Source organism: Rhodanobacter sp. UC4437_H4 (assembly GCF_052978425.1).
Map to the genome: position 1 here is coordinate 1,473,075 of NZ_CM129673.1, position 26,552 is coordinate 1,499,626.

30 protein-coding genes and 1 tRNA gene are annotated in these 26,552 nt (G+C 68.8%); 4 read left to right on the forward strand and 27 right to left on the reverse strand.

Annotated elements, in window-relative coordinates; all coding sequences use genetic code 11:
• Nucleotides 1-32: 32 nt before the first annotated feature.
• The 12 genes from ACVCL3_RS06965 to ACVCL3_RS07020 form a co-directional block, all read right to left on the reverse strand.
• A complete protein-coding gene (locus ACVCL3_RS06965; protein WP_447100813.1) occupies nt 33-1,562 on the reverse strand; it encodes a cryptochrome/photolyase family protein in 1,530 nt (509 codons plus the stop codon).
• Between the two features lie 18 nt (nt 1,563-1,580).
• The gene (locus tag ACVCL3_RS06970) at nt 1,581-2,342 is read right to left on the reverse strand and encodes a hypothetical protein (RefSeq protein ID WP_447100814.1); all 762 of its coding nucleotides are present in this window, start codon (nt 2,340-2,342) and stop codon (nt 1,581-1,583) included.
• Nucleotides 2,339-2,917, reverse strand: coding sequence for a lipocalin family protein (locus ACVCL3_RS06975; protein ID WP_447100815.1), 579 nt, complete (start codon nt 2,915-2,917; stop codon nt 2,339-2,341). Before ACVCL3_RS06975 ends, ACVCL3_RS06970 begins: the two co-directional genes overlap by 4 nt.
• 103 nt (nt 2,918-3,020) lie before the next feature.
• Entirely contained in the window at nt 3,021-3,587 is a 567-nt protein-coding gene (locus tag ACVCL3_RS06980) for a cytochrome b (RefSeq protein WP_447097070.1), read from the reverse strand.
• On the reverse strand, nt 3,584-4,693 hold the full coding sequence (locus tag ACVCL3_RS06985) for a catalase family peroxidase (protein WP_447100816.1): 1,110 nt from the start codon (nt 4,691-4,693) through the stop codon (nt 3,584-3,586). Before ACVCL3_RS06985 ends, ACVCL3_RS06980 begins: the two co-directional genes overlap by 4 nt.
• A 246-nt stretch (nt 4,694-4,939) precedes the next feature.
• On the reverse strand, nt 4,940-5,461 hold the full coding sequence (locus tag ACVCL3_RS06990; RefSeq protein ID WP_395116852.1) for a phosphatidylglycerophosphatase A family protein: 522 nt from the start codon (nt 5,459-5,461) through the stop codon (nt 4,940-4,942).
• Entirely contained in the window at nt 5,458-6,426 is a 969-nt protein-coding gene (gene thiL, locus ACVCL3_RS06995; RefSeq protein ID WP_395116850.1) for a thiamine-phosphate kinase, read from the reverse strand. Before thiL ends, ACVCL3_RS06990 begins: the two co-directional genes overlap by 4 nt.
• A 30-nt stretch (nt 6,427-6,456) precedes the next feature.
• Nucleotides 6,457-7,002, reverse strand: a complete 546-nt coding sequence (locus tag ACVCL3_RS07000; RefSeq protein ID WP_395116848.1) for a GNAT family N-acetyltransferase — start codon at nt 7,000-7,002, stop codon at nt 6,457-6,459.
• Nucleotides 7,002-7,448: a transcription antitermination factor NusB gene (gene nusB / locus ACVCL3_RS07005; protein ID WP_447097073.1), complete on the reverse strand. Its 447-nt coding sequence runs from the start codon at nt 7,446-7,448 to the stop codon at nt 7,002-7,004. The genes ACVCL3_RS07000 and nusB overlap by 1 nt, the downstream gene beginning before the upstream one ends.
• Nucleotides 7,445-7,909, reverse strand: coding sequence for a 6,7-dimethyl-8-ribityllumazine synthase (gene ribH, locus ACVCL3_RS07010; RefSeq protein WP_136259631.1), 465 nt, complete (start codon nt 7,907-7,909; stop codon nt 7,445-7,447). Before ribH ends, nusB begins: the two co-directional genes overlap by 4 nt.
• A 39-nt stretch (nt 7,910-7,948) precedes the next feature.
• Entirely contained in the window at nt 7,949-8,899 is a 951-nt protein-coding gene (gene ldcA, locus ACVCL3_RS07015) for a muramoyltetrapeptide carboxypeptidase (protein WP_447100817.1), read from the reverse strand.
• A gap of 100 nt (nt 8,900-8,999) precedes the next feature.
• Nucleotides 9,000-9,269, reverse strand: coding sequence for a putative signal transducing protein (locus tag ACVCL3_RS07020; protein WP_395116842.1), 270 nt, complete (start codon nt 9,267-9,269; stop codon nt 9,000-9,002).
• A gap of 113 nt (nt 9,270-9,382) precedes the next feature.
• Between ACVCL3_RS07020 and ACVCL3_RS07025 the strand changes: the two genes are divergently transcribed.
• From ACVCL3_RS07025 to ACVCL3_RS07040, 4 genes are all read left to right on the forward strand, one after another.
• Entirely contained in the window at nt 9,383-11,131 is a 1,749-nt protein-coding gene (locus ACVCL3_RS07025) for a glutamine--tRNA ligase/YqeY domain fusion protein (RefSeq protein WP_447100818.1), read from the forward strand.
• A gap of 10 nt (nt 11,132-11,141) precedes the next feature.
• Complete coding sequence (locus tag ACVCL3_RS07030; protein WP_395116838.1) at nt 11,142-11,702, forward strand: nucleoside deaminase; 561 nt, start codon at nt 11,142-11,144, stop codon at nt 11,700-11,702.
• Complete coding sequence (locus ACVCL3_RS07035) at nt 11,699-12,409, forward strand: TVP38/TMEM64 family protein (protein ID WP_395116836.1); 711 nt, start codon at nt 11,699-11,701, stop codon at nt 12,407-12,409. The genes ACVCL3_RS07030 and ACVCL3_RS07035 overlap by 4 nt, the downstream gene beginning before the upstream one ends.
• Nucleotides 12,410-12,535: 126 nt before the next feature.
• Nucleotides 12,536-14,434 (forward strand): ATP-binding protein, encoded by a 1,899-nt coding sequence (locus ACVCL3_RS07040; RefSeq protein WP_447100819.1) that lies wholly within the window; start codon nt 12,536-12,538, stop codon nt 14,432-14,434.
• A gap of 37 nt (nt 14,435-14,471) precedes the next feature.
• Here the strand turns inward: ACVCL3_RS07040 and ACVCL3_RS07045 are convergent.
• The 15 genes from ACVCL3_RS07045 to ACVCL3_RS07115 form a co-directional block, all read right to left on the reverse strand.
• Nucleotides 14,472-14,547 (reverse strand) — tRNA-Lys (locus ACVCL3_RS07045).
• 76 nt (nt 14,548-14,623) lie between these two features.
• Complete coding sequence (queC, locus tag ACVCL3_RS07050; RefSeq protein WP_447100820.1) at nt 14,624-15,310, reverse strand: 7-cyano-7-deazaguanine synthase QueC; 687 nt, start codon at nt 15,308-15,310, stop codon at nt 14,624-14,626.
• Between the two features lie 103 nt (nt 15,311-15,413).
• Nucleotides 15,414-16,106, reverse strand: a complete 693-nt coding sequence (gene queE / locus ACVCL3_RS07055; protein ID WP_447097079.1) for a 7-carboxy-7-deazaguanine synthase QueE — start codon at nt 16,104-16,106, stop codon at nt 15,414-15,416.
• A 7-nt stretch (nt 16,107-16,113) separates the two neighbouring features.
• The gene (gene ybgF / locus ACVCL3_RS07060) at nt 16,114-16,953 is read right to left on the reverse strand and encodes a tol-pal system protein YbgF (protein ID WP_395135990.1); all 840 of its coding nucleotides are present in this window, start codon (nt 16,951-16,953) and stop codon (nt 16,114-16,116) included.
• A complete protein-coding gene (gene pal / locus ACVCL3_RS07065; RefSeq protein ID WP_395116826.1) occupies nt 16,953-17,462 on the reverse strand; it encodes a peptidoglycan-associated lipoprotein Pal in 510 nt (169 codons plus the stop codon). Before pal ends, ybgF begins: the two co-directional genes overlap by 1 nt.
• 249 nt (nt 17,463-17,711) lie before the next feature.
• Nucleotides 17,712-19,040, reverse strand: a complete 1,329-nt coding sequence (gene tolB, locus ACVCL3_RS07070; RefSeq protein ID WP_395116824.1) for a Tol-Pal system beta propeller repeat protein TolB — start codon at nt 19,038-19,040, stop codon at nt 17,712-17,714.
• A complete protein-coding gene (tolA, locus tag ACVCL3_RS07075) occupies nt 19,037-19,978 on the reverse strand; it encodes a cell envelope integrity protein TolA (RefSeq protein ID WP_447100821.1) in 942 nt (313 codons plus the stop codon). Before tolA ends, tolB begins: the two co-directional genes overlap by 4 nt.
• A complete protein-coding gene (gene tolR, locus ACVCL3_RS07080; RefSeq protein WP_447100822.1) occupies nt 19,965-20,417 on the reverse strand; it encodes a protein TolR in 453 nt (150 codons plus the stop codon). Before tolR ends, tolA begins: the two co-directional genes overlap by 14 nt.
• 13 nt (nt 20,418-20,430) lie before the next feature.
• Nucleotides 20,431-21,114: a protein TolQ gene (gene tolQ / locus ACVCL3_RS07085; protein WP_136260021.1), complete on the reverse strand. Its 684-nt coding sequence runs from the start codon at nt 21,112-21,114 to the stop codon at nt 20,431-20,433.
• A 40-nt stretch (nt 21,115-21,154) separates the two neighbouring features.
• Entirely contained in the window at nt 21,155-21,574 is a 420-nt protein-coding gene (gene ybgC, locus ACVCL3_RS07090; protein ID WP_447097083.1) for a tol-pal system-associated acyl-CoA thioesterase, read from the reverse strand.
• Nucleotides 21,567-22,616 (reverse strand): Holliday junction branch migration DNA helicase RuvB, encoded by a 1,050-nt coding sequence (ruvB, locus tag ACVCL3_RS07095; RefSeq protein WP_447100823.1) that lies wholly within the window; start codon nt 22,614-22,616, stop codon nt 21,567-21,569. Before ruvB ends, ybgC begins: the two co-directional genes overlap by 8 nt.
• A 101-nt stretch (nt 22,617-22,717) precedes the next feature.
• The gene (locus ACVCL3_RS07100; RefSeq protein WP_447100824.1) at nt 22,718-24,634 is read right to left on the reverse strand and encodes a potassium transporter Kup; all 1,917 of its coding nucleotides are present in this window, start codon (nt 24,632-24,634) and stop codon (nt 22,718-22,720) included.
• A gap of 15 nt (nt 24,635-24,649) precedes the next feature.
• Complete coding sequence (gene ruvA / locus ACVCL3_RS07105; RefSeq protein WP_447097085.1) at nt 24,650-25,246, reverse strand: Holliday junction branch migration protein RuvA; 597 nt, start codon at nt 25,244-25,246, stop codon at nt 24,650-24,652.
• A complete protein-coding gene (gene ruvC / locus ACVCL3_RS07110; RefSeq protein WP_395121347.1) occupies nt 25,243-25,764 on the reverse strand; it encodes a crossover junction endodeoxyribonuclease RuvC in 522 nt (173 codons plus the stop codon). The genes ruvA and ruvC overlap by 4 nt, the downstream gene beginning before the upstream one ends.
• 33 nt (nt 25,765-25,797) lie before the next feature.
• Nucleotides 25,798-26,532 (reverse strand): YebC/PmpR family DNA-binding transcriptional regulator, encoded by a 735-nt coding sequence (locus tag ACVCL3_RS07115; protein WP_395116812.1) that lies wholly within the window; start codon nt 26,530-26,532, stop codon nt 25,798-25,800.
• Between the last annotated feature and the right edge of the window lie 20 nt (nt 26,533-26,552).

Sequence of the window (26,552 nt, forward strand, 5' to 3'; positions counted from 1 at the left end):
AGGCAGGAAGCGGGTGCGAGGTGCGTTGCCGGTCACAAGGCGTCGAGATCGCCGAGCACGACCTCGGCCCGCCGCAGCACTTCGGCGCGTTGTGCGGGCGGCATGCGCTCGAGCTGGCGCAGGGCCATGCCGAGGCGCGGATGGGATGCCAGTGCGCGGCGATGGCGTGCCAGGAAATCCCAGTACAACGCGTTGAACGGACAGGCGCGTTCGCCGGTGCGCTGATCGTGCCGGTAGCGGCAGCCGGCGCAGTAATCGCTCATCCTGTGGATGTAGTTCGCCGACGAAACGTAGGGTTTGGTCGCCAGCAGGCCGCCATCGGCGAACTGGCTCATGCCCAGCGTGTTGGGCAACTCCACCCACTCGAAGGCATCGACGTAGATGCCGAGATACCAGCGGTGCACCTGTCCGGGGTCCAGGCCGGCCAGCAGCGCGAAGTTGCCGATCACCATCAACCGCTGGATGTGGTGCGCGTGGGCATGCTCCAGCGACTGCGTGATGGCCTGGTGCAGGCAGTTCATGCCGGTGGCGCCGGTCCAGAACCAGGCCGGCAGATCGCGCCGGTGGCCGAAGAAGTTGGCCTCGGCGTATGCGGGCATGCGCGCCCAGTACACGCCGCGCACGTACTCGCGCCAGCCGAGGATCTGGCGGATGAAACCCTCGACCGCCGCCAGCGGCGCGCGACCCTCGCGCCAGCACGCTTCGGCGCGTTCGATCACCTCGCCTGGCGAAAGCATCTTGACGTTGAGCGCGAACGAGATCAGTGAATGGAACAGGCGCGTCGCCTGCGTGCTCATCGCGTCCTGGTAGTCGCCGAAATCGGCGAGCCCGTGGCGCAGGAAGGCATCGAGCTGGAGCAGCGCCTCGTCCCGGTTGAGCGGCCAGCGGAACGTCCCGGCCGCGGGCGTGCCGAAGCTTTGCACGCCCGCCGCCACGATGCGCCGCCACAGCGCGCGGTGGTCGTGCGACGGTCGGGCATCGGCCGGTTCGCTCGGCGTACCCGGCCAGCGCTTGCGGTTGTCGGCATCGAAGTTCCATTGGCCGCCCACCGGCCGCCCTTGCCTGTCCAGCAACACCTGGTGCTTCGCGCGCATGTGCCGGTAGAACAGCTCCATCTTCCAGCGCCGCCGGCCGGCAAAGAACGTCGCCACCTCGTCGCGGCGGGTCAGGAAGTGCTCGCTGTCCACCTTCCGTGCGGGGATGCGCAAGTGCTGCGCGTACTCCGCCAGCTGCCGGTCCAGGCGCCACTCGTCCGGTGCCTGGTACTCGAACGTGCGCACGCGGTACTCCCGGATCAGCTGGTCGAGGTTGGCGGTGATCGACTGACGGTTGGCGACGTCGTCGATCGCGAAGTAGCGCACGCGATGGCCGCTCGCCTCCAGCCCGCGGGCGAAGTCGCGCATGGCGGCGAAGATCGCCAGGATCTTCTGCGCGTGGTGGAGGGCGTAATCCGTTTCCTGGCGGACTTCCATCAGCACGTAAAGCACGTCGGGATCGCTGGCCGCGAACCAGGAATGTCCGGGGTCGAGCTGGTCTCCCAGCAGCAGACGCAGCATGGTCATGGGGCGTGGCCGTCCGGTTCAGCGCGCCGTGGGCGAAGTCGCCGCCCGGCGCTGGCGCAGCGTCGAGACCAGCGACACCAGGAGCACCGCCACGGCCAGCAGCAGGGCCACGCTGGCGGCCGCATCCGCGCCGGCCAGGCCGGCGCTGCGCTGTTTCACGCATACCCCCAGCAGGCCCCACAGCGCCGCCAGCGCATACCAGGGATTGCCGCGCATGCGCACGATCATGGTCAGTACCAGCGCCGCCGCCAGCGCGAACAGCACCAGCGTCCACGCCAGCATGTCCGCCACCGGCAACAGGCGGAACGCCACGATCACCTGGGCCAGGTTGAGGAACACCGCCAGCGACACCCAGCCGGCGTGCAGCGACAGCGGGACCCACTGCCACCACGGCCCGCGCGCGTGGCCGGCGGTGTGCGACGCCTGCCAGGCGGCTGCGAGCAGGCACGCCAGGCTGGCCCAGATGACGAACAGCGCGAGCCAGAACCACTGCTGCGAGAACACGATCATCCATGCCGAGGTCAGCGCGAAGCCGGCCGCCGTCAACCCCCGGATGCGGCGCAGCGCCGCCGTGGCGTGCCGCTCGAACAGCTGTCGCGTGCCGAAGATCGCGTCCAGCACGAAGATCGGCCCCCAGATGGCGAACGCGTAGCCGGCGGCCACGATCAGGGTGGGATAGCGATCCGAGATTTCGCCATTGGTCGGCCCGAACGCGCCGGTGTTGGACAGCCAGGCGACGACGGGCATCGCCCAGGCGAGAAAGGCGACGAGATACTTCATGGGCATGCTCCGGCAAAACGATCGCTGCCGGCGCCAAGCTCGGGCCAGCGCTGGGGCACTCGGCGGATCGCGGTCGGGTCGTAACCCATGGCGGAGGCCCGATCGAGCATGGCGGCGTAGTCGGCCTCCGACACGGTGGGCGTACGGGAAAGGAACCACAGATAGTCGCGCGCATCGCGCACCACCATCGCCTGGGTGCCGTCGGCCTTCAGCCAGCCGACCAGATACCGGGCGCTCAGGAAGGCAAAGAAGCGTACGCGCCATTCGCCATGGCCGCTGCCCTCGACCACGCTCGCGGTCGACTTGAACAGCCTTGCCGGCGCGTCGAAACCCCCGTGGCGCTGGCGCAGCCAGATGCAGAGTGAGCCGTCGTCGTTGCGCCGGAAGGTTTCCACCGCGTTGTAGCTGTCGCGCTCGAAACGGGGCGTGATGGCAGCGAGGACATGCCAGCGCCCCAGGTAGCGACCCACATCCGCGGTGTGCACCGGCCGGATCGGGTCGAACTGACGCGCACGCGCCGCCGGCGTGGGCAGCACCCACACGGCGAGGAGCGTCAGGATGAGCAAGCGTTTCACCCGGGGCAACCTCGTCTGCTGCGATCAGGACCGCTACATGCAGCTCATACGGCGCACGTTCGCATTTGGATGCCCTGTCGCCACCAGGCGCGGCGTCGGCGGCCTAGGAACCGATATCGCTCCGGTGCCGCCCCGCTCCCCTTGCCATGCTGGCGAACACGCCATCGCGGCGTATCCAGGCGTGGTACAGCGCCGCCGCCAGATGCATGAGCACGACGGCGAACAGCAGCAGCGCCAGCCAGGTATGGGCCGTGCGCAGCACGGCGTACACCGTCGGGTCGTGCGGTGCGATCGCCGGCAGGCTGACCCCGCCGGGCATGGTCACCGGATAGCCGCCAGCCGAGACCATGGCCCAGCCCACCAGCGGCATGGCGAACATCAAGGCGTACAGCAGGATGTGCGAGGCCCCGGCTGCAGCCTTCTGGATGGCCGGCAGGTCGGCCGGCAACGCCGGTGGCGGATGGCGCAGGCGATTGGCCAGGCGCACCACCGCCAGCAGGAGGATCGCGATGCCCAGCGGGCGATGCAGGCTCACCAGGGCGGGACGCAGGCTCAGCGAGGCGACCATGCCGACGCCGACGAAGAGCATCGCCAGGATCGCCAGCGCCATCGTCCAGTGCAGCACGCGGGCGAGCAGGTTGAAATGGGCGGAGCTGCCGGCGCGGTTCATCGGTCCGACTCCGGTGTCGCGGCGTGGCCGGTGGCGGCGCCGGCCTCGCCGCTGGCGATGTCGTGCTCGCGGCGGTTGAACGACACCGAATAGACGGCCGAACGCGCCGCCAGGATCGGATCGTCGGAAGCCTCCACGCCGGTGGGCAGCACCAGCGGATCGTAGTTGATGTCGCGGCAGGCGCCGGTGGCCTGCGCGCTGCTGCTTTCCACCACCACGGTGCCGACCGTGACCCGCGGGCGATCCTCCGGCCAGCTCTGCGAGGGGTTCACCGGATCGTCGGCCTGCGCCAGCGTCACCACCATGTCCCAGCGCAGTTCGCCCTTCGCCAGCCGCGCCGCGAGATCCTCGGCCAGGTAATCGGCATCGGCCCGGTTGCGCTGTTCCGGCGTCATCTCGGCAAACGGGGTTTGCGGCTGCATCGACCAGCGCACGTTGCGCACCTCGCCCGCGCGGTTGACGAAGCGGAAGGTGTCGACGCCGTTGAACGTGGTGTTGGCCCAGCTGGTGGACCACGGCGCGTGCGCGGCCCAATCGGCGAAGCGGGCGAATTCCGGATGCGCCTTGGCGAACGCCGCCTGGCGCGCCGGATCGGGCTTGCCGGTGACCGGATCGGGCGTGTTGGCGCGGGTCTGCTCATAGAAGGCCTCGACCGAGGACACGCCGAAGAACGGAAAGCTGTTCATCGCCATGCGCCATTGCTGGCCGTCGTCGCTGTCGAGCTTGAGCGCCATGCTGCGCACGCGCGCCCTGGCGTCCAGCCCGTAGGGCGAGCCGCCGCCGATCGACAACCTGCCGACGAACGGCGTGCGCACTGGTGCGAGCAATCGCGCGCTCGACAGCGCCGTTCCCTGCCCGTTGCCCTCGAAGTAGCCGGCCACGCAGACGCCCTTGGCGTGAGCCCGGCGAAACCCGCGCCAGACCTGGCCGTTGGCGGTTTCGATCGCGTTGGTGAAACGTTGCGACGTGAGACGGCTGGAACCCAGCCAGCCGCCGACCCATGCGAACGCAAGGGCGACGGCGGCGACGATCAGCGCGATGGCAAGCCATGCCAAGGTCGCACGCCGACGGCTGGCGGGAATGGCGGCGGGATCGGAATCAAGCATGGAGCCTCCGGTCAATGGAGATGAAACGAGGGTGCCTGGTTCCTTTCGCTGGTACGACGGCCGCGGTTACCCCGATGCGCCGCCGGCGCCGGCCGGAGACGCCGCGTACGCGTCCGGCGCCTGCTGCCGCGACTGCCCCTGATCGACCATCGGCGCCGGCTAACCGCCGTGCCGGAACATCGCTTCGTCCCATGCGCACGCGGTTGTGCATCCCGGCCCGGGCCGAATGCCCGAGGCCGGCGGGACTCAGGCCAGGATGCGCAGCAGCGCGGCCAGCGCGATCGCGGCGAACACGCCGGCGATCACGTCGTCGACCATCACGCCGAAACCGCCCTTCACGCGCCGGTCCAGCCAGCGGATCGGCCACGGCTTCCAGACGTCGAACAGGCGGAACAGCGCGAAACCGGCCACCGGCATCCACCACGCGAGGCCATCGGCGGGAAGCAGCGCGCCCAGCAGCGGCAGCAGCGCCAGCCACTGGCCGATGAACTCGTCCCAGACCAGGCTGCGATGATCGTCCACGCCCAGCGCGCGGCCGGCGATGTCGCAGGCACGCACGCCGACGGCGAAGCCCGTCAGCAGCACCAGCACGTAGCCCCACGCGGGCAGGCCGCGCAGGACCAGCCACGGCAGCAGCGCGGCCAGCGAACCGAACGTGCCCTGCGCCAGCGGCGCCAGGCCGGAACCAAACCCGCAGGCGAGCCAGCCCCACGGCGTGGCCAGCAGGGCACGCCTTTGCGTGGCGCTCAGGCGTTTTCTGTCATTCACGCGAAATGCTCCCAGCCCGGCGTGCCGGGCTCCATCCAGCCACCGTCGTGGCCACGTACGCGCACCCCGGTGCCGGCCACGATCCGGCCGATGCGAGTGGCACCGCAGCCGAGCCGCGACAGGTCGGCCTGCACCTGGCTCAACCGGTCGGGCGGCACGCAGAAGCACAACTCGTAATCGTCGCCGCCGCCCAGCGCAAAGTGCAGCGCGGTGGCGTCGTCGTAGAGGCCCAAGAGCGCCGACGAGCGCGGCAGCAGCGCGGCGTCGATCTCGGCACCCACGCCGCTGGCGGCGCAGATGTGGCCCAGGTCGGCGAGCAGGCCGTCGGAAACGTCGACGCAGGCATGCGCCTGCCCACGCAGCGCGACACCGGCGGCCAGCCGCGGCGTCGGCCGGTTCAGCCGTTCGACGAGGTAGTCGCGCAACTGGCCGCGATCATCCTCTTCACGGCGCCATTGCTGCAGCACGTTCAGGCCGGCGGCGGCATCGCCCAGCGTGCCGGTGACCAGCACCGCGTCGCCCACGCGCGCACCGGCCCGGGTCAATGCCTTGCCCGGCGGCACGAAGCCGTGCACCGCGACGCTCACGGTCAGCGGGCCGCGCGTGGTATCGCCACCGACCAGCGCCAGCCGGTGCACAGCGGCCAGCCGCGAAAATCCGTCGACGAAGCCTTCGACGAAGGCGCGATCCGCCTGCGGCAGGGTCAGTCCCAGCAGCGCCCAGGCCGGCGTGGCACCCATCGCCGCCAGGTCGGAGAGGTTCACCGCCAGCGCCTTCCAGCCGATGTCGGCCGGATCGGTACCGCGCGGAAAATGCACGCCTTCGACCAGCGTGTCGATCGCCACCGCCAGCTCCTGCCCGGCGGGCACGGCGAGCACGGCCGCGTCGTCGCCGATGCCCAGCCGCACGTCGTCGCGCGCCTGCACGGTGCGCTGCCGGATCAGCTCGATCAGGTCGAATTCCATCAGCGTCGCTCGCCTCTGTTGCCGGGCCCGTCAGCGCGTGAACAGCAGCACCGGGTCGCCCATGTAGGTGGTCTGCTGGCGCAGCGCAAAGCCGGCCTTTTCGGCAAGGCGGATCGAGGCGGCGTTGTCCGGATCGATGATGCATACCGCGGTGTGGTCGCCCAGATGCGCCTGGCCCCAGGCCAGCACCGCCGCCAGCGCTTCGCTGGCGTAACCCTTGCCGTGACTGTCCGCGGCCAGCACCCAGCCGAGTTCGGGCATGCCTTCGAGCGAGGGTTCGATCTCGCGCCGGAAATCGGCGTAGCCGATGTCGCCGATGCAGCGACCGCTGGATTTCTCCTCGATCGCCCAGTAGCCGTAGCCGAGCACGCACCACAGGCCCGGATAGCGCAGCAGCCGCAACCAGGCTTCCTGCCGCGTGGACGGGCGACCGCCGATGTAACGCACCACGACCGGATCGGACCAGATCGCCAGCAGGGCGTCGTGGTCGTCGGCGCGATGGCCGCGCAGGCGCAGGCGCGCGGTTTCGAGCGGAGGCACCGGATCGATGCCCGCAGGCACGACGGCGGGCTGCATCAAGCGCCCTTCTCGAGCGCGCGCAACTCGGCGGCCAGCTTGTCCAGCACGCCGTTGACGTAGCTGTGACCGTGATCGGCGCCGAAGCGCTTGGTCACTTCGATCGCCTCGTTCAGCACCACGCGGTAAGGCACGTCGGGCCGATGCTTCAGTTCGTAGGCGGCCAGCCGCAGCGCGGCGCGTTCGATCGGATCGACCTGCGCCACCTCGCGATCCAGGTGCGGACGCAGGCAGGCATCGAGCTCGTCGACGTGCTGCTCGACGCCGTGCAGCAGGTCCTCGAAATACTCCAGGTCGGCCACTTCCATGTCCTGTTCGTGGCGGAACTGCTCGATCACCGCATTCATGTGGCTGCCGCTGAGCTGCCATGCGTACAGCGCCTGCAAAGCACGGCGGCGTGCCCGCGAGCGCGCCTGCAGGTCGAGGCCGTGGACGCGCGCGCTCATCCGAGTTTCCGGTAGAGGTTGGCCATCTCCAGCGCCGCCAAGGCGGCGTCGGCGCCCTTGTTGCCGGCCTTGGTGCCGGCGCGCTCGATCGCCTGTTCGATGGAGTCGGTGGTGAGCACGCCGAACGCCACCGGCACGCCGGAGCCGAGCGCGGCCGAGGCCAGGCCCTTGGCGCATTCGCCGGCGACGAAATCGAAATGGGGGGTGGCGCCGCGGATCACCGCGCCGAGCGCGATCACCGCCGCGTACTCACCCGAATGCGCCAGCTTGTGCGCGACCAGCGCGATTTCCCAGGCGCCGGGCACGCGCACCAGCTCGATCGCGTCATCCGCCACGCCATGGCGCAGCAGCGCGTCGCGGGCGCCGGCAACCAGCGGCTCCACCACGAAACCGTTGAAGCGTCCGGCGACGATGGCAAAGCGGCCGTTGGGCGTGGCGAAATCGCCTTCGATGGTCTTCATGGTCTGTTCCTGGGAGCAAGCCCGTGCGGGCCGGCCATTTTACGGCTTTTCGGGCGGGCCGGCCGGGTTGGCGCAATCGAGGTGGGGATAGCCGCCGATTTCCAGCCGCGCGCGGCCGTCCTCGACGCGCAGGCGCGCAGGCGCGCCGAACGGCAACGTGAGCTGTTCGGCGCCATGGCCGTGCGGCAGGCCGTCGACCAGCGGCACGCCGGCGACGGCGCGGATCTGGGCGAACGCGTCGCGCAATTCGTAGCCGTTGTCGCGATGGCCGGGCGCGCACTGGCTGAAGCTGCCCAGCAGCAACGCCTGCTGCCGCCCCAGCACGCCGGACAGATGCAGTTGGTACAGCATGCGCTCCACCCGGTACGGCGCCTCGCCGACGTCCTCGACGAACAGGATGCCGTCGTCGATGACGGGGAAGTACGGCGTGCCGAGCAGGCTGCACAGCATCGCCAGGTTGCCGCCCCACAGCGGGCCGTGCAGGTCGAGCTCGGCGCGGGCGGAAGTCGCCCAGGACACCTGCGCCGTCGGCGCGGTCAGCGTGGCCCAGAACTGGCGCCAGCTGAAGTCATCCGGCACCTCGGCGCCGAGGTCGGCCAGCAGCGGGCCACTGAACGTGCACAGGCCGCTCTTCGCATGCAGGGCCAGTTGCAGCGCGGTGAAATCGCTGTGGCCGACCAGCGCGATCGGTGCGCCGTGCAGGCGCTCGCGCAGCGCAGGGTAGTCGAGCTGCGGCAACAAGCGCGCCGCGCCGTAGCCACCGCGCGTGGTCAGCGCGATGTCCGGCAGCACCGCCGCCGTCGCCAGCGCGTTGATGTCGGCCGCCCGCTCGGCGTCGCTGCCGGCGAAACGCTGCGTGAAACGCGCCAGCACCTCCTCGCCGTCGACCGTGCAGCCCGCCTCGCGCAGGCGCGCCACGCCGCGCGCCATGGCGACAGGATCATGCGCATGGCCCGAGGGGGCGATCAGGCGAATGTGGGCGGGATGCATCGCAAGCTCTCGGCGACAGGAATGCCGGCAAGTATCCCGCGCACGACCGGGCGGCGCAGGGGCAACCGCAGGGCGGTTCGGCGGTTCGGGCGCACGCCGCTCAGCAGGGTACGGCCAGCGGATCGTCGGGCATCTCGTCGATCGCGTGGCGGGCTTCGCCCAGCACCGCCTCGACCTCTCGCACCACGTCCTGCGCCCGTGCCAGCCCCGCTTCGGGCACCATCACCGCGATGAAATCCATCGCCGGCAACTGGCCGACGCCGCCGGTGAGGTACTCGCCGGCGATGAACGCCGGAATCTCGGCCGCCTCCAGCGCATCCTTGACCAGATGGGCGTCGAACAGGTTCTGCGCGCGGTAGACGGTGTGCATGAGCGGCAAGCTACCCCGCGGCGCGGCGCGGGGCAAGGCCACGGCGTTCTTCGCCCGGTCCGGGCGACGGGGTAAACTTTGCGGTTTCCACCACCGCGCGCGAGCGTCACTCGATGCCGACCGACCACCCCGCCCCCATCCCCGCCTCCGCGCCGCAGGACTTCATCCGGCAGATCGTGCGCGACGACCTGGCCTCGGGCAAGCACGTGGAGATCCATACCCGCTTTCCACCGGAGCCCAACGGCTACCTGCACATCGGCCACGCGAAGGCGATCTGCCTCTCCTTCGGTATCGCCCGCGAGTTCGACGGCTGGTGCAACCTGCGCCTGGACGACACCAACCCCGGCAGGGAAGACCCCGAGTTCGTCGAAGGCATCAAGGAGGACGTGCGCTGGCTCGGCTTCCGGTGGCACGAGCTGCGCCACGCGTCGGACTACTTCGACGTGTTCTATCGCGGCGCGCTCAAGCTGATCGAGGACGGCAAGGCCTACGTCGACGACCTCGACGCCGAGCAGGTGCGTGCCTATCGCGGCACGCTGACCGAGCCGGGCCGCGACTCGCCGTATCGCACGCGCTCGATCGAAGAGAATCTCGACCTGTTCAAGCGCATGCGCGCCGGCGAATTCGCCGACGGCAGCAAGACCCTGCGCGCGAAGATCGACATGGCCGCCGGCAACATCAACCTGCGCGATCCCGCGCTTTACCGCATCCGCAAGATCGCCCACCAGAACACCGGCGACGCGTGGCCGATCTACCCGATGTACGACTACGCGCACGCGCTGTCCGACGCGATGGAAGGCATCACCCACTCGCTGTGCACGCTGGAGTTCGAGGATCACCGGCCGCTGTACGACTGGTGCGTGGACAACGTCGACCTGCCCGCGAACCCGTCGCTGTGGCAGTCGGTGGTCGAGGCCGGGCTCACGGCTGCGCCGGCCAAGCCGCGGCAGATCGAGTTTTCCCGGCTCAACCTCAGCTACTGCATCACCAGCAAGCGCAAGCTGGCGCAGCTGGTCAGCGAGAACTTCGTCGACGGCTGGGACGACCCGCGCATGAACACCTTGCGCGGCCTGCGCCGGCGCGGCTTCACCCCGGCCGGGCTGCGCCTGCTGGTCGAGCGCGTGGGCGTCTCCAAGCAGAACAGCGTGATCGACTACGCCGTGCTGGAAGGTTGCATCCGCGAGGACCTGGACGCCACGGCCGCGCGGCGCATGGCGGTGCTCGACCCGCTCAAGCTGGTGCTGACCAACCTGCCCGCGGGCCATGAGGAAACCCTGACCTTCCCCAACCATCCCAAGGACGAAAGCTTCGGCACCCGTCAGGTGCCGTTTGCCCGTGAGGTATGGATCGAGCGCGACGATTTCGCCGAGGTGCCGCCGAAGGGCTTCCACCGGCTGAAGCCGGACGGCGAGGTGCGCCTGCGCGGCGTCGGCATCGTCAAGTGCACCGAAGTCGTCAAGGATGCCGCGGGCAACGTGACCGAACTGCACGGCACGCTCGATCCGGACACGCGCCACGGCCTGCCCGGCGCGGACCGCAAGGTGAAGGGCACGATCCACTGGGTCAGCGCGAAGCACGCGGTGGCCGCCGAGGTGCGCCTGTACGACCGCCTGTTCAGCGTGCCCGCGCCCGATGGCGAGGACGATGGCAAGAGCTGGCTGGAGCACATCAACCCCGAGGCCAAGCGCGTGGTCAGCGGCTGGCTGGAGCCGGCCGCCGCGAACGTCGACCCCGAGCAACGTTTCCAGTTCGAGCGGTTGGGCTACTTCGTCGCCGATCGCCACGACCACCGCGCCGACGCGCCGGTGTTCAACCGCACCGTGACCCTGCGCGACGTCTGGGCGCGCGCGGCCGGCCAGTAGGAAGACCGCGATGCTGCCGCTGCAGATCCACCTGACCCTGCCGCCCTGGATCGGCGACGTGGCCGATACCAACAAGCGCTACCACAGCGACGAGGAGCGCGTGGGGCTGGCGATCGAGCTGTCCCGGCAGAACGTGGAGCGCGGCGGCGGCGGGCCGTTCGGCGCGGCCGTGTTCAACAACCACAGCGGGCGGCTGGTCGCCGTCGGCGTCAACCGCGTGGTGCCGCAAGGCTGCTCGGTCGCCCACGCCGAGATGATGGCGATCATGATCGCCCAGCAGCGGCTCAGCCGGCACCGCCTCAACGAGGACGGCAGCCAATACGCGCTGGCCACCAGCTCGCAGCCGTGCTGCCAGTGCTACGGCGCCAGCGTGTGGGCAGGCATCGACGAGTTGCTGATCGGCGCACGCGCGGAAGACGTGGAGGAGCTCACCCAGTTCGACGAAGGCCCGCTGCCGGCGGACTGGATCGGCGAACTGGCCCGCCGCCATATCGCCGTGCGCCGCGACATCCTGCGCGACCAGGCCCGTGACGTGCTCGCCAGCTACGGCGCCACCGGCACGCCGTATTGAGCCGCTGGCGCGCCGCGCTGCCGCTGGCCCTGCTGTTGCTGGCAGGCGTGCTGCTGTTCGCCTCGGGCTCGCTGCACGCGCTGACCCCGCGCCAGTTGCTGGCCCACCAGGCCGAGCTGCACGCCCTGATCGAGCAACACCCGTGGCTGGCCCGGCTGGCCTACGTCGGCCTGCTGACCCTCGGCGTGGCTACCGGCATCCCCGGCACCATCGTGATCATCCTGGCCGGCGGCTTCGCCTTCGGCGTGGTCGACGCGACACTGACCTCGTCGCTCGGGCTCACCCTTGGCGCGCTGATCCTGTATCTCGCCAGCCGCCAGGCGTTCGGCCCGGGCAGCGCGCAGCCGCCGCCGCTGGTCGCGCGGCTGCACCACGGCTTCGAACGCCATCCGGTCAGCTACACCCTGTTCCTGCGCTTCGTGCCGGTACTGCCGTTCGGCGCGGTCACCGTGGCACTGGCCTGGCTGCGCTGTCCGCTGTGGCTGTTCCTCGGCGCCAGCTGGCTGGGCGGCACGGTGTCGCTGGTGTTCGAGACGTCGGTTGGCGCCGGCCTGGCCGACGCGATGAGCGAGAGCGACCGCATCGGCCTGGGCCTGTTCATGCACCGCGAAGTCCTGCTGCCGCTGGGCGCGATCGCCCTGCTCGCCCTGCTGCCGCTGCTGTTCGAGCGGCTGGCCCGCCGCCGGCGTCGCCGCACGGGGGAGTAAGCGCGCGCCGGCGCTTCCCTTTGCGCGGGGTTGCGCTACATTCCCGGCAACGGCGCCCGGCGTGCACGACGCATCCCGCGGCGGTACCGGGGTATCGGCGGGGTGTTCCGACGGGGCGGGCAGACGATGGATCTGGCGGGCAACTCGTGGCTGGCAAGGTTGTGGCACCACACGTCGCTGGTCCAGCGCATGGCCTTCGTGGCGCTGGTGCCCACCCTGATCACGGCTGCATTGCTGGTGACCCTGCTCACCCAGCGGCAACTGGACACCCTGCATCAGATGGCGCGCGGCAACGCCAACGCCATCGCCACCCAGACCGCATCGGTGTGCGTGCAGCCTCTGCGGACGATGCGGCTGCGCGAACTGCTGCGCATCGCCGATTCGATCGGTGAACTGCCCCATGTGACACGCGTGCAGATCCGCACCGCGGACGGCCAGATCCTGGCCGATCATCGCGCCGCCGACGACGGCCACGACGTCACCAGCGTGGTGCGCGAGGTCGTCGACACCGCGCAGGCGACGCCCCAGGTGCTGGGCTCGGTACTGGTCAACGTGAGCCTGCGCGACGCCGTCGCCGCGCAACGGGCCACGCTGCGCCACGCCTTGATCGCGCTGCTGCTGAGCCTGCTGGTGGCCGGCGTGATCGGCTGGCAGGCGGCGCGCTGGATCAGCGCACCGCTGCGGCGCCTGGCCGGCGCGGTGGGGCAATTGGGTCGGGACGACCAGCCCGCCAGCGTGCCGGTGACCGATCACACCGAGATCGGCGAGCTGCAGCGGGGCTTCAACCACGCTGCCGCCGCGCTGTTCGAGAGTCGCCGCGGCCTGCGCGAGCGCATCGAGGAGGCCACGCTCGAACTGGAACACAAGAATGCCGCGCTGGAAGCGGCCAGCGAGGCCCGTTCGCGTTTCCTCGCCGCCGCCGCGCACGACCTGCGCCAGCCGCTGTACGCGCTGACCCTGTTCTCGGCCGCGCTGGCGCTCGACGAACACGACCCGCAGCGGCTGGACCGCATCGCACACATCCAGGAATGCGTGCACTCGCTCGACCATCTGTTCGGCGAGCTGCTGGACCTGTCGCGGCTGGAAGCCGGCGCGGTGCAGGTCGAGATCAGCGAATTTCCGCTCAACCAGGTGTTCGCCGCGGTCAGCCGCACCTTCAGCATGGTGGCCGAGCAACGCGGGTTGGTGCTGCGCCTCCACCCCGTGCGCGACTGGGTACGCAGCGACCGCACGATGCTCACGCGCATGCTCAACAATCTGGTCAGCAACGCCTTGCGCTTCACCCGCCGCGGCGGCGCCCTGATCGGTGCGCGCCGCTGCGGCGGCGACCGCCTGCGCATCGAGGTGTGGGATACCGGCAGCGGCATCGCCGCCGAACACCTGGCGCACGTGTTCGACGAGTTCTACCGCATCGACGACCACAGCGACCCCGGGCTCGCCGACGGCTCCCAGTCGGGCCTCGGCCTGGGCCTGGCCACGGTACAGCGCCTGGCGCAACTGCTCGACACCGTGGTCGGGGTGGACTCGCGCCCCGGCCGCGGCAGCATGTTCCACTTCGAGCTGCCGCTGGCCAGCGCGCAGATGTTGCCGCCGCCGACGGAGGCGGAGGAAGAGCCCGCCGGCGACCTGGCTGGCCGCCGGGTGCTGGTGCTCGACGACGATCCGGCGATCCTCTCCGGCATCCGCTTCCTGCTGCGCAGCTGGGGCTGCGACGTGGCGGTGGCCGAAGATCATCAGCAGGCGCAGGAGGCGATCGAGAACTGGCCGGCGCCGGTCGACATCGTGATCTGCGACCTGCACCTGCGCTCGGGCGAGCGCGGCATCGACCTGTTCGCGGAACTCGACCGCCTCTACCAACGCGACGGCGAAGCGCGCTTCGCGCGTCTGCTGGTGACCGGCGAGACGCGCGCCGAGCGCCTGCAGGAGGTGCTCGCCGACAAGCTGACGGTGCTGTACAAACCGGTCTCGCCGCAGCGCTTGCGCAGTGCGATGCTGGCCGCGCTGGCCGCCCGTGACGGGGCGTGACGCCGCCTGGATTCGCGAACGGCGGCGCGTGGGGAGTTGGTGGGTCGTCCGGGATTCGAACCCGGGACCAATAGATTAAAAGTCTACTGCTCTACCAACTGAGCTAACGACCCGTGCAAGCGCCCGGCCGTGGCCGGGCAAGCCTTCGATTTTACGGTGTGCTCCATGATGGCACAAGCAAACGCGCGCTCAGGCGTAGCGCGTGGGATCGGCCATGCCCGCTTCGCGGAAGCCCTGCGCGCGCAGCCGGCAGGCGTCGCAGTGGCCGCAGGCGCGACCCTCGTCATCGGCGCGGTAGCAGCTGACCGTGGCCGAAAAGTCGACGCCGAGGCGACGACCTTCGCGCGCGATGTCGGCCTTGCTCATGTGCATCAGCGGCGCGTGCACGCGGATACCCGCCCCCTCGACCCCGGCCTTCGTGGCCACGTTGGCCAGCGCTTCGAACGCCGCGACGAAGGCAGGCCGGCAATCCGGATAGCCCGAGTAGTCGACCGCGTTGACGCCACACCAGATGTCGCTGGAGCCGAGCACCTCGGCCCAGCCCAGCGCGATCGACAGCATGATCGTGTTGCGTGCCGGCACGTAGGTCACCGGGATCTCGCTGCTGTCGCCCGCATCCAGCGGCACCTCGATGTCGGCGGTGAGGGCCGACCCGCCGATGCTGCGCAGGTCGACCGCCACGGTCTTGTGCTCGACCGCACCGAGCATGCTCGCCACCCGATCGGATGCCGCCAGCTCGGAACGGTGGCGCTGGCCATAGGCCACGCTCAACGCGTGCACCTGGTAGCCCCGCTCGCGGGCGATCGCGATGGTGACGGCCGAATCCATGCCGCCGGAAACGAGTACGACGGCCTTGCGGGATTGTGGGTCAGGCATGGTTTGCATCCATGGAAAAAGAAAAACGGCGAGAAGCAAGTGAAGAGGAGTGAGAAGTGGGAAAAGGCGTTGCTCGCCGCTGTTCTCTCACTTCTCGCTTCCTCTACTTGCCTTTCGCGTCGTTCCACAGCAGCTTGTGCAGCTGCAGCTGGAACCGCACGTCGAGCTTGTCGGCGAGGATCCACTCGGCCAGTTCGCGCGGTTCGACCGCGCCGTGCACCGGGGAGAACAGCACCATGCAGCGACCGGTCAGGGCGTGCTCGGTCAGCATGGCGCGCGCCCACTCGTAGTCACCGCGGCTGGCGAGCACGATCTTGATCTGGTCGTGCGGCAGCAGATGATCCAGGTTGGACCACAGGTTGCGGCCGCTCTCGCCGGAATCGGGCGCCTTCAGGTCCATCACCTTGTGCACGCGCGCGTCCACGGCGGACACGTCCAGCGCGCCGGAAGTCTCCAGCGACACCTCATAGCCGGCGTCGCACAGCTTGCGCAGCAGGATCAGGCAGCGCTTCTGCGCCAGCGGCTCGCCGCCGGTGACGCAGACATGCTTCGCGCCGTGCCGCGCGACCTCGGCCATGATGTCGTCGATCGCGTGCCAGTCGCCGCCGTGGAACGAATACTCGGTGTCGCACCACACGCAGCGCAGCGGGCAACCGGTGAGGCGCACGAACACGGTGCGCCAGCCGATGGCGTCGGCTTCGCCCTGGATCGAGTGGAAGATCTCGGTGATGCGCAGGCGCTCGGCAACTGCCGTCGCAGGCGTGGCGGAGGCCACGCGCGTATCGTCACCGCTCACCGCCGCCTCAACCGCCGGCTTGGACTTGCAGGCGCTGCAGGCGCTCCTGCGCCAGGCTCGCCGAGTCCGACCCGGGATACTTGGCAATGACCTGCTTCAGCGTGGCCTTGGCCGCGTCGACCTGCTTCAACTCGATCTGGCAATAGCCGATCTTGAGCAGCGCGTCGGGGGTCTTGTCGCTCTGCGGGAACTGCCCGACCAGTTGCTTGAACGCATCCAGCGCCACGCCGTAGTTGGTGGTGACGAAATACGATTGCCCCAGCCAGTACCAGGCATTGGGCACCAGCGCATGGTTCGGATACTGCTGGATGAAGGCACGGAACTGCCGCGAGGCCGCCGCGTAATTGCCACCGCGGATCGACTGGAATGCCGTGTCGTAAGCTGCCTGTGCCGCGGCCGGATCGGCCGTGGCAGCGCTGCTCGATGCCGGCGCTGGCGCGCTCGACGCGCTGGCGGAAGTCGCCGCTGTCGTCGCCGCTGCCGCTGCCGGGGTGCCGGATGGCGCCGGCGGATTGCCCGCACCGCCGCCTTCGAGGCGCGCCAGGCGCGCGTCGAGGTCGCCGTACTGGGCCTTGTTCTTGTCCTCGAGCACCTGCAACTGATGCTGCAGCTCCTCGATCTGACCTTGCATCTGGCGTACCTGCGAGCTCAGTTGCTGGATCTGGTTGACCAGGCCGGTGCCGCTCTGGTCGCGATTCTGCGTCTGCTGCTCCAGCCGGCTGACACGATCCGCCAGGCTGAGCCGGGCGTCCTGGGCCAGTACCGGGAACGCGAACAGCATGGCGGACGCCAAGGCGCCCGCCATGCTGATCCTGGCCGAAAAACCCTTAGCCAGTCGCTTCATCATTACTGCGCCGTGTAGACGATCTCGACGCGGCGGTTCTTGCTCCAGCAGTCTTCATTGTGCTCGCGGCAGACCGGCTTTTCCTTGCCGTAGCTGATGACCGTCATCTGGCTGGCCGAGGCACCGTTGGCCTGCAGCGCGCTGTCGACGGCATTGGCACGACGCTCGCCGAGGCCCAGGTTGTACTCGCGGGTGCCGCGCTCGTCGGTGTTGCCTTCCAGACGCAGCTGGGCGCTCGGGCGATCCTGCAGGTACTTGGCGTGGCACGCCATGATCTGCTGGAACTCCGGCTTGATCTCGGACTTGTCGAAGTCGAAGTACACGACGCGCTGACGCAGGCAGGCATCGGTATCGAGGTCGGCGGGGGTGTACTTGCCATCGGACGCGGGCGCGGTCGGCGCCGGTGCGGTCTGCTCGACCGGCGGCTGCGGCTTGACTTCCTGCTTCTTGCTGCACGCTGCTGCACCCACGCAGAGCAAGGCAACCAGGGCAATGCGAACGGTTTTGTTCATGGTGACGTTCCTTATAACGAGTTGAGTTCCGACAAACAGATGACGAGGAGGTTACAAACGCTGGCCGCCGGTTGACCGGCTGTTATTTTCACATGCGAAAGATCGACGATGCGTGACGCTGCATGCCGCTCTGCCCGGCGGGTCCGCAACTGCGTCCCACCCGAAACCGAAACGCGCCGATGGCGCCGTCCGGGCCCGTTCCATGGGCATCATGCCGCCGTGCGGCTGACCGCACGGCGACATGAAAATTCAAGGTTCCCGATAAGGCCCCCAGGCGGGTTCCTGCACGTTGCCCTCGGCGAGGCGCAGGCGATCACGCACCATGCCGTCGCTGGACACGGAATACAGGACTCCACGACTACCTTCGGTGGCTGAATACAGCAGCATGCTGGCATTGGGTGCGAAGCTGACCGAGTCGTCCAGCGGGCCCGGCGAAATGAACCGCTGCTGCCCGCCCAGACTCTGATCCTGAATGACAATACGATACACGTTCCCGCCGCCCTGCACCATCGCGATCTGCTTGCCGTCGTAGCTCACCGAGGCCTTGGCGTTGTACTGCCCCTGGAAGGTGATCCGCTGCGGCGTGCCCCCGGCGACCGGGACCTGGTAGATCTGCGGCCGGCCGGACCGGTCGGAGGTGAAGTAGATGCTCTGGCCGTCCGGCGCCCAGACCGGCTCGGTGTCGATCGACAGGCTGTTGGTCAACCGGGTGGCCTGGCGGCTGGCCAGGTCGATCACGAAGATCTCCGGGTTGCCGACATAGGACAGCGACACCGCCAGCTTCTTCCCGTCCGGCGACCACGACGGCGCGCCGTTGATGCCCTTGCGGGCCGATACCAGCTGGCGCGCGCCGGTGAGGATGTTCTGGATGCGGATCGAGGAGTTGCCGTCCTCGAACGAGACATAGGCGATGCTGGAGCCGTCCGGCGACCACGCCGGCGACAGCAGCGACTCGCGCGAGCGCACCGCCACCTGCGGGTTGTAGCCATCCGAATCGGCGACGATCAGCGAATAGGTCGTGCTGTTGCCCAGCCCCACCGAGGTGACGTAGGCGATGCGCGTCCAGAACGCGCCGCGCACGCCGGTGATCTTCTCGTAGACCTTGTCGGCCATCCGGTGCGCCACGCCGCGCAGGTCGCCGGCCGGCGTGGTGAAGGTGCCGCCGAGCAGTTCCTGCTGCTTGTTGACGTCCCACAGCTCGTAGGTGACGGTGAGCGTGCCGTTGCCGGCATCCGCGATACGCCCCACCACGATGTAATCCTGCTTGAGCAGCCGCCAAGTGGCGAACTTGATCTCCGAACCCTGCGCCGGCGTCTCCACGATGTCGCTCCTGGCCAGCGAGCGGAACTTGCCGGAGCGGTTGAAATCGCTGCGCATCACGTCGGCCACGTCGGTCGACAGCGGCGCACCGCCCTGCTGGGCGAACGGCACCACCACGATCGGCGTGGCGGTCTTGACGCCGCCGATGATGTCCACCGTCAGCGGCGACTGGGCCACCACCGGGCCGGCAAACAGCGCGGCCGCGGCCACCATGAGTAGGGCGATGCCTAGGCTGAACTTTCGCGTGGGCTTGGTCATTGCGGCCTGAAGGTGAAGGTGAGATTGCGCCGGAACACTTTTTCGAAACCCTTGTACGGCAAGGTCTTGGTGCGCAGCACGGCGTTTTCCACCGAGCGCCTTCCGGCCTCGTCGTACGGGCAGCTGGAGTCGACTGTGGCGCTCAGGACGTCACCACCGGGTGATTGCACGATGTGAACATCGCAGGGAGCCTCGGGCATGTTATCCGGACGCAGCCAGTTCGGTGTGACCGCATTCTGAATGGCCGCTGCGTACTCGCTGCTCAGATCGCTGTCCGGACTGTTGTTGCCGCTCTGCAGCTGGTCGGTGGCCGGCAGGTCGGGACGGGCGTTGTCCTGGGCGTTTTTCAGGTCGGCCAGCTGCTGCTGGGCCTGTTTGGCCTTGTTGTCCAGCTGCCGGGTCTGCGCCGAGGCGGCCGCCATCTTGGCGAAGATCGCGTCGAGCTTCTTGCGCTCCTCCTCCTTCTTTTTGGCCGCCTGGGCGTCCAGTTCGGCCTGGCGCTGGCGTTCCTTCTCCTCCTGCACTTTCTTGGCCTCTTCGGCCTTCTGTGCGGCGTCCTCGACCACGCGTTCCTGGTCGACCGTGTCCGGATGCTTCGGCGGCGGCGGCAACTGGCTCACCGCCGGCTTCTCCGGCGTCGGCTTGGGCGGGGTCACGGTGGGCGGCGGCGGCACCGTGTTCGGCACCGGCTTGACCTTGACCGCCTTCGGCGGCGGGCTGCCGGTGGGGCCGATCAGGGTGGCCTCGATGATCGGGCCCTGCAGCTTCAACGGCACCGTGCAGGTGATCGGGTTCATCCACGACGGCAGGTGCAACGCGTTGAAGAAGCTCTCGTACGACGCGCACGGCAGCACGGCGAGGAACAGAAAGCCCACGATGCCGATATGCAGGACGGCGGACAGCACGACCGCCTTCGGCGTCGCCCTACTTTCGTCCATGGGACGTGCCCTTGTCCTGCACCGGCTGAGCCATCAAACCGACCTTGGACACGCCCACCTGCTGCAGTTCGGCCAAGACCTGGACCACGCCACCGTAATGCCCCTGGTCGTCGCCTGCCACCAGCACGTTCACCTCGGGATTCTCACGCACGAAGGCGCCGACCTTGAGCTTGAGCGCATCGGCGTCCAGCGATTCCTTCTCGGTGCCCGGCAGCGTCAGGAAAAGCTGCCCATCCTGTCGAACGGTAACCACGACGGGATCTTTCTTCTGCTGCAGCGACTTCGCGTCGGCCTGCGGCAAGTTGACGTCGACGTTGGACTTCATCATCGGCGTGGTGACCATGAAGATGATCAGCAACACCAGCATCACGTCGATGTAGGGCACGACGTTGATCTCGGACTTCAGCTTGTAGCGCTTGTGGCGCCCGGAGGTTCGCATGATCGCTCTCCGCTCAGGCTGCGTCGTCGGTCTGGATCTGCCGCTGCAGCACGGAGGAGAACTCCTCCTGGAATACGTCGTAGCGCGAGGCAATGCGCTCGACCTTGGTGGCGTAGCGGTTGTACGCCCACTGCGCCGGAATCGCGGCGAACAGGCCCATGGCGGTGGCGATCAGCGCCTCGGAGATGTGCGGCGCCACCACGGCGATGGTCACGTCCTTCATGTCGCCCAGGCCCTGGAACGCGCCCATGATGCCCCACACCGTGCCGAACAGGCCCACGTACGGGCTGATCGAGCCGACGTTGGCGAGAAACTCCAGGTTGCGCTCGAGCAGGCCGATCTCGCGGGTGCCGGCCACCTGCATCGCGCGCTCGGAGCCCTCGATCGCCGCGCGTGCGTCGTGCGTCTTGCGCTGGCGCTGGCGGGCGAACTCGCGGAAACCCGATTCGAAGATGTTCTCGATGCCGCCGCTGTCGCCGCGGTTGCTGACCTCGCGAAACAGCTGGGCCAGGTCGCCGCCGGACCAGAAGCGCTCCTCGAACGCCTCGGCGTCTTCCAGCGCTGCCTTGGTCTGGGTGTACTTGCGGATGATGATCACCCACGACAGGAACGAGAACACCAGCAGGATAAGCAGCACCAGTTGCACCGGCAGGCTCGAATCGGCCACCAGCGTGAAAATGTTCAGTCCACCATTCATGGCTTGCAGGTACTCCGCGGATTTCGACGAGGGACGGGTGTCAGGCTTCGGGTTGCGGGATCAGATCCGGCGGTATCGCCGCCGGCCGCATGCGTTCCAGCTCCACGCACGCCACGCGCACGCTGGCGCGAACCAGGCACTTGCCGTCCGCCTTCATGATCGTCTGGGCGAACAGGATACTGGCAGCGCGGCGTTCTTTGACTTCCACCGTTACCGACAGTTCATCATCCAGCAGGGCGGGACGCAGGAAGTCGATGTGCATGTCGCGCACCATGAAGGCCAGCCCGGTAGCCTGCTTGTAGGCCATCTGGTCCACGCCCAGCGCGCGCATCCACTCGCTGCGGGCGCGTTCCATGAAACGCAGGTAGCCGGCGTGGTAGACCACGCCGCCGGCGTCGGTGTCTTCCCAATAGACGCGCACCTTCCAGCTGAAGGGGGGCTCCGCGGCAAGCTCAGGCATTGTCGGCCCCGCCGTCGAACAGGTCGGCCGCCTGCGCCTGCCGCGGCGGCGGGGTCAGCCCCAGATGGCGCCAGCCCCTGGCGCTGACCATGCGGCCGCGGGCGGTGCGTACCAGGTAGCCTTGCTGGATCAGGTACGGCTCGACCACGTCTTCCAGCGTGCCGCGGTCCTCGCTCAGGGCGGCGGCCAGCGATTCCACCCCGACCGGGCCGCCGTCGAAGTTCTCGATGATCAGGGCAAGCAGGCGTCGGTCCAGTTCGTCGAAACCCTGCGGATCGATCTTCAGCATGTCCAGCGCCGCCTGCGCCGCTGCCAGGGTGATCTCGCCGCCGGCGCGCACCTCGGCGTAGTCGCGCACCCGACGCAGCAGGCGGTTGGCGATGCGCGGCGTGCCGCGCGACCGGCGGGCGATCTCCTGCGCGCCGTCCGCCGCGCACACGATGCCGAGAATTCTCGCCGCCCGCCGCACGATCGCGGTGAGCTCGTCGGTGGTGTAGAACTCCAGCCGCTGCACGATGCCGAAGCGATCGCGCAGCGGGGCGGTGAGCATGCCGGCGCGGGTGGTGGCGCCGATCAGGGTGAACGGCGGCAGGTCGAGCTTGATCGAGCGCGCGGCGGGGCCTTCACCGATCATGATGTCGATCTGGAAATCCTCCATCGCCGGATAGAGCACCTCCTCGACCACCGGCGACAGGCGGTGGATCTCGTCGACGAACAGCACGTCGTTCGCCTCCAGGTTGGTCAGCAGCGCGGCGAGGTCGCCGGCGCGTTCCAGCACCGGGCCGGAGGTGGAGCGCAGGTTCACGCCCAGCTCGTTGGCGATCACGTGGCTCAGCGTGGTCTTGCCCAGGCCCGGCGGACCGAACACCAGCACGTGGTCCAGCGCGCCGCCGCGCTTCTTCGCCGCCTCGATGTAGATCGAGAGCTGCTCGCGCACCGCCTGCTGGCCCAGGTATTCGGCCAGCCGCCTGGGCCGGATGGTGGCTTCCAGCGCCTCGTCGTCGAGCTGGGCGGCGGCGGTGATGATGCGGGGTTCGGTCATGAGGGCCGGGAATGGGGAATAGGGAATGGGGAATCGGAAAAAACCTCCAAGTCCCCGGCGATTCTACTATTCCCTATTCCCCATTCCCTATTCCCGGCAATTCAGATCTCCACCTGCGCCCCCAGCTCGATCAGCCGGTTGCCGGGGATCTGGAAGAAGGCGGTAGCGGGCAGCGCATTGCGCGCCATGAAGGCGAACAGCTTGTCGCGCCACGGCGCCATGCCGGGGCGCCGCTCGCTGGAAACGATGCTCTCGCGCGACAGGAAGAAGGTGGTATCCATCATGTCGAAACCGAGCCCTTCGCGGGTGCAGCGCGACAGTGCCAGCGGGATGTTGGGGTCCTCGGCGAAACCGAAGCGCAGCTCCAGGCTGTAGAAATCGTCGCTCAGCCGGCTGATGTGGATGCGCTCCTCGGCATCGGCCACCGGCGTCTCCAGGATTGCCACGGTGAGCAGCACGTTGCGCTCATGCAGCACCTTGTTGTGCTTCAGGTTGTGCAGCAGCGCATGCGGCACGGCCTCTTGGTTGGCGGTCAGGAACACTGCCGTGCCCGGTACCCGCATCGGCGGATGCTCGGTCATGTTCTCGATGAACGGCGCCAGCGCCAGGCCGCCCTGCTTGATCTCGCGCACCACCAGCTCGCGGCCGCGGCGCCAGGTGGTCATCACGGTGAACAGCAGCACGCCGAGCACCAGCGGGAACCAGCCGCCGTCGGGAATCTTCAGCGTGTTGGCGCCGAAGTAGCTCAGGTCGATCACCAGCAACAGCGCTCCGGTGAGGATCACCACGGTGCGGTTCCACTGCCACATGCGGCGCGCCACGATCATGGTCAGCACGGTATCGATCGCCATGGTGCCGGTCACCGCGATGCCGTACGCGCCGGCCAGCGCATTGGAGGACTGGAAGCCGATCACAGTGGCGATCACCGCCACCATCAGGCCGCGGTTGACCCACGGCAGGAAGATCTGCCCGATCGCCTCGCGCGAGGTGTGCACCACCTGCATGCGTGGCAGGAAGCCGAGCTGGATCGCCTGCCGGCACACGGTGAACGCGCCGGAGATCACCGCCTGCGAGGCGATCACGGTAGCCAGCGTGGCCAGCCCGATCATCGGGTACAACGCCCAGCCCGGCACCGAATGGTAGAACGGGTTGGCGATCGCCTCGGGGTGGTTGAGCAGCAAGCCACCCTGCCCGTAGTAGTTCAGCAGCAGCGCCGGCATCACGAAACCGAACCACGCCGCGCGGATCGGGTAGCGGCCGAAGTGGCCCATGTCGGTATACAGCGCCTCGGCGCCGGTCACGCACAGCACCACCGAACCCAGCGCCAGGAACGACGCCGCCCCATGGCTCATGAAGAACTGCACCGCATGGTACGGATTGAGTGCCCACAGCACGCCCGGCGCCTTGATGATGTTGTGCACGCCGATCACCGCCAGCGCCAGGAACCACAACACCATGATCGGCCCGAACAGCACCCCGATGCGCGCGGTGCCGTGGCGCTGCAGCCAGAACAGGCCGAGCAGGATCGCCACCGTGATCGGCACCACGTAGTGCGACAGCGCCGGCGCGGCCACCTGCAGGCCCTCGACCGCCGAGAGCACCGAGATCGACGGCGTGATCACGCCATCGCCGAAGAACAGCGCGGCGCCGAGCAAGGCCATCAGCATGATCGCCCGCCGTGCACGCACCGACTTGCCGGCCGCGCGCTGGGCCAGGGTCATCAACGCCATGATGCCGCCCTCGCCCTTGTTGTCGGCGCGCATCACCAGGCTGACGTACTTCACCGCCACCACCATGATCAACGACCAGGTGACCAGCGACAGGATGCCCAGCACCGTGCTCGGGTGCGGGTGCAGGCCGTGGTCGGGCAGGAAGGTCTCGTGCATCGTGTACAGCGGGCTGGTGCCGATGTCGCCGAACACCACGCCCAGCGCCCCGAGGATCAAGGCCGACTTGGCGCCGTGGCCGTTGTCGGTGCCGCTGGAAGCGGGCGCCTGGTCGTGCACTTGTTCGCTCATGGAAATCCTGCCGGCCTAGTTGCCCAACGCAGCGCGCAAGGCCTTGCGGATGATGGCCTCGGCGCTGTCGCCGTCGGCGGCGACCTTCTGCACCAGCCGGCTCACCTCGGCCGGCTTGTAGCCGAGCTGCTGCAGCGCCACCGTGGCCTCGCCCGCCGCGTCCAGCGCCGCGGCGGCACCGGGCAGGGATACGCCGCCGGGAGTGGACAAGCCGTCGACGCGGTCGCGCAGCTCCACCACGATGCGCTCGGCGGTCTTCTTGCCGATGCCGGGGATCTTGGTCAGCGCCACTACGTCGCCGGCATGCACCAGCCGGGCGAAGTGATCGGTGGAAACCCCCGACAGCACCGCCAGCGCGATCTTCGCGCCGATGCCGCTGACCTTGAGCAGGCTGCGGAACAGCGTGCGTTCGTTCTCGCGCAGGAAACCGTACAGCGCGACGCTGTCCTCCTTCACCGCGTGATGGATCAGCAAGGTCACTTCGGTGCCGGTGGCGGGCAGGTCGTAGATCGTGGACATCGGCGCCTCGACCTCGTAGCCGACGCCGGCCACCTCCACCAGCAGCGAGGGCGGCTGGCGGGAAACCAGGGTGCCACGCAGTCGGCCGATCACCGGCGCCGCCTCCACGCCGTGCGCGGGATGCCGACGCGGGCCAGGCTGGCGCGGGTGTGCGCGTGCGCCACCGCGATGGCCAATGCATCGGCGGCGTCGGCCTGCAGCGGGCCCTTGAGGCCGAGCAGCACGCCGATCATGTGCTGCACCTGCGCCTTGTCGGCGCGGCCACTGCCGACCACGGACTGCTTGACCTCGGTTGCCGCGTATTCGTGCACCACGATCCCCCGACTGACCACCGCGCAGATCGCGGCGCCGCGTGCCTGCCCCAGTTTCAGCGCGGAATCCGCATTGCGCGCCATGAACACGCGCTCGATGCCGCACTCGACCGGGTGATGGGCGGCGATGATGTCACACAGTTCGTCAAAGATGCGTTTCAGGCGCAGCGGGAAGCTGGCCTCGCCGGCCACCGCCAGCGCGCCATGGAAGACATGGGCGAGCCGGCCCGCCTCGTCCACGTCGATGATGCCCACGCCGGTGCGCTGACTGCCGGGATCGATGCCGATGATGCGGATCATCACGATGCGATGCGAAGGCGCGAGGCCTCCGACTTATTCGGCCGTCCCGGCGGGCAGCAGGGCGTTGTGCGAGACCTCGCTCACGTCGTCCAGCGCATCGAGCTTCTCGAGCAGGTCGAGCAGCGGCTCCAGCGCTTCCGCCGGCACCTCGACGCGATTGTTCGGGCGCATCACCACGCCGGCGTGCACGGCGTTGAGGCCGGCGTCGATCAGGGCCTGCTGCACCGCCTCGAAGTGCTCCGGCGCGCACAGCACGATGCTCTCGCCGTGCTCGTTGATCACGTCGTCGGCGCCCGCTTCCAGCGCCGAATCGAGCACGAACTCCTCGGCGCTGGCGTCGTTGTCGGTGGCGAACACCAGTTCGCCGCAGCGGGTGAACTGGAATGCCACCGAACCGGACGTGCCCAGGTTGCCGCCGTGCTTGGTCAGCGCGTAGCGCACGTCGGCCACGGTGCGGGTGGGGTTGTCGGTGAAGCAGTCGATGATCAGCGCGATGCCGGCCGGGCCGTAGCCCTCGTAGCGCAGCTCCTGCATGTCGGCGCCGCCGTCGGCACCGGAGCCGCGCTTGATCGCGCGCTCGATGGTGTCCTTGGTCATGTTGGCCGACAGCGCCTTGTCCACCGCCGCGCGCAGGCGCGGGTTGCCGCCAGGGTCCGCGACGCCCGCGCGGGTAGCCACGGTGATCTCGCGGATCAGCTTGGTGAACACCTTGGCGCGCTTGGCGTCCTCGGCGTTCTTGCGACCTTCGATGGACGGGCCTCTACCCATGGCGATTCCTGCATGAAGCG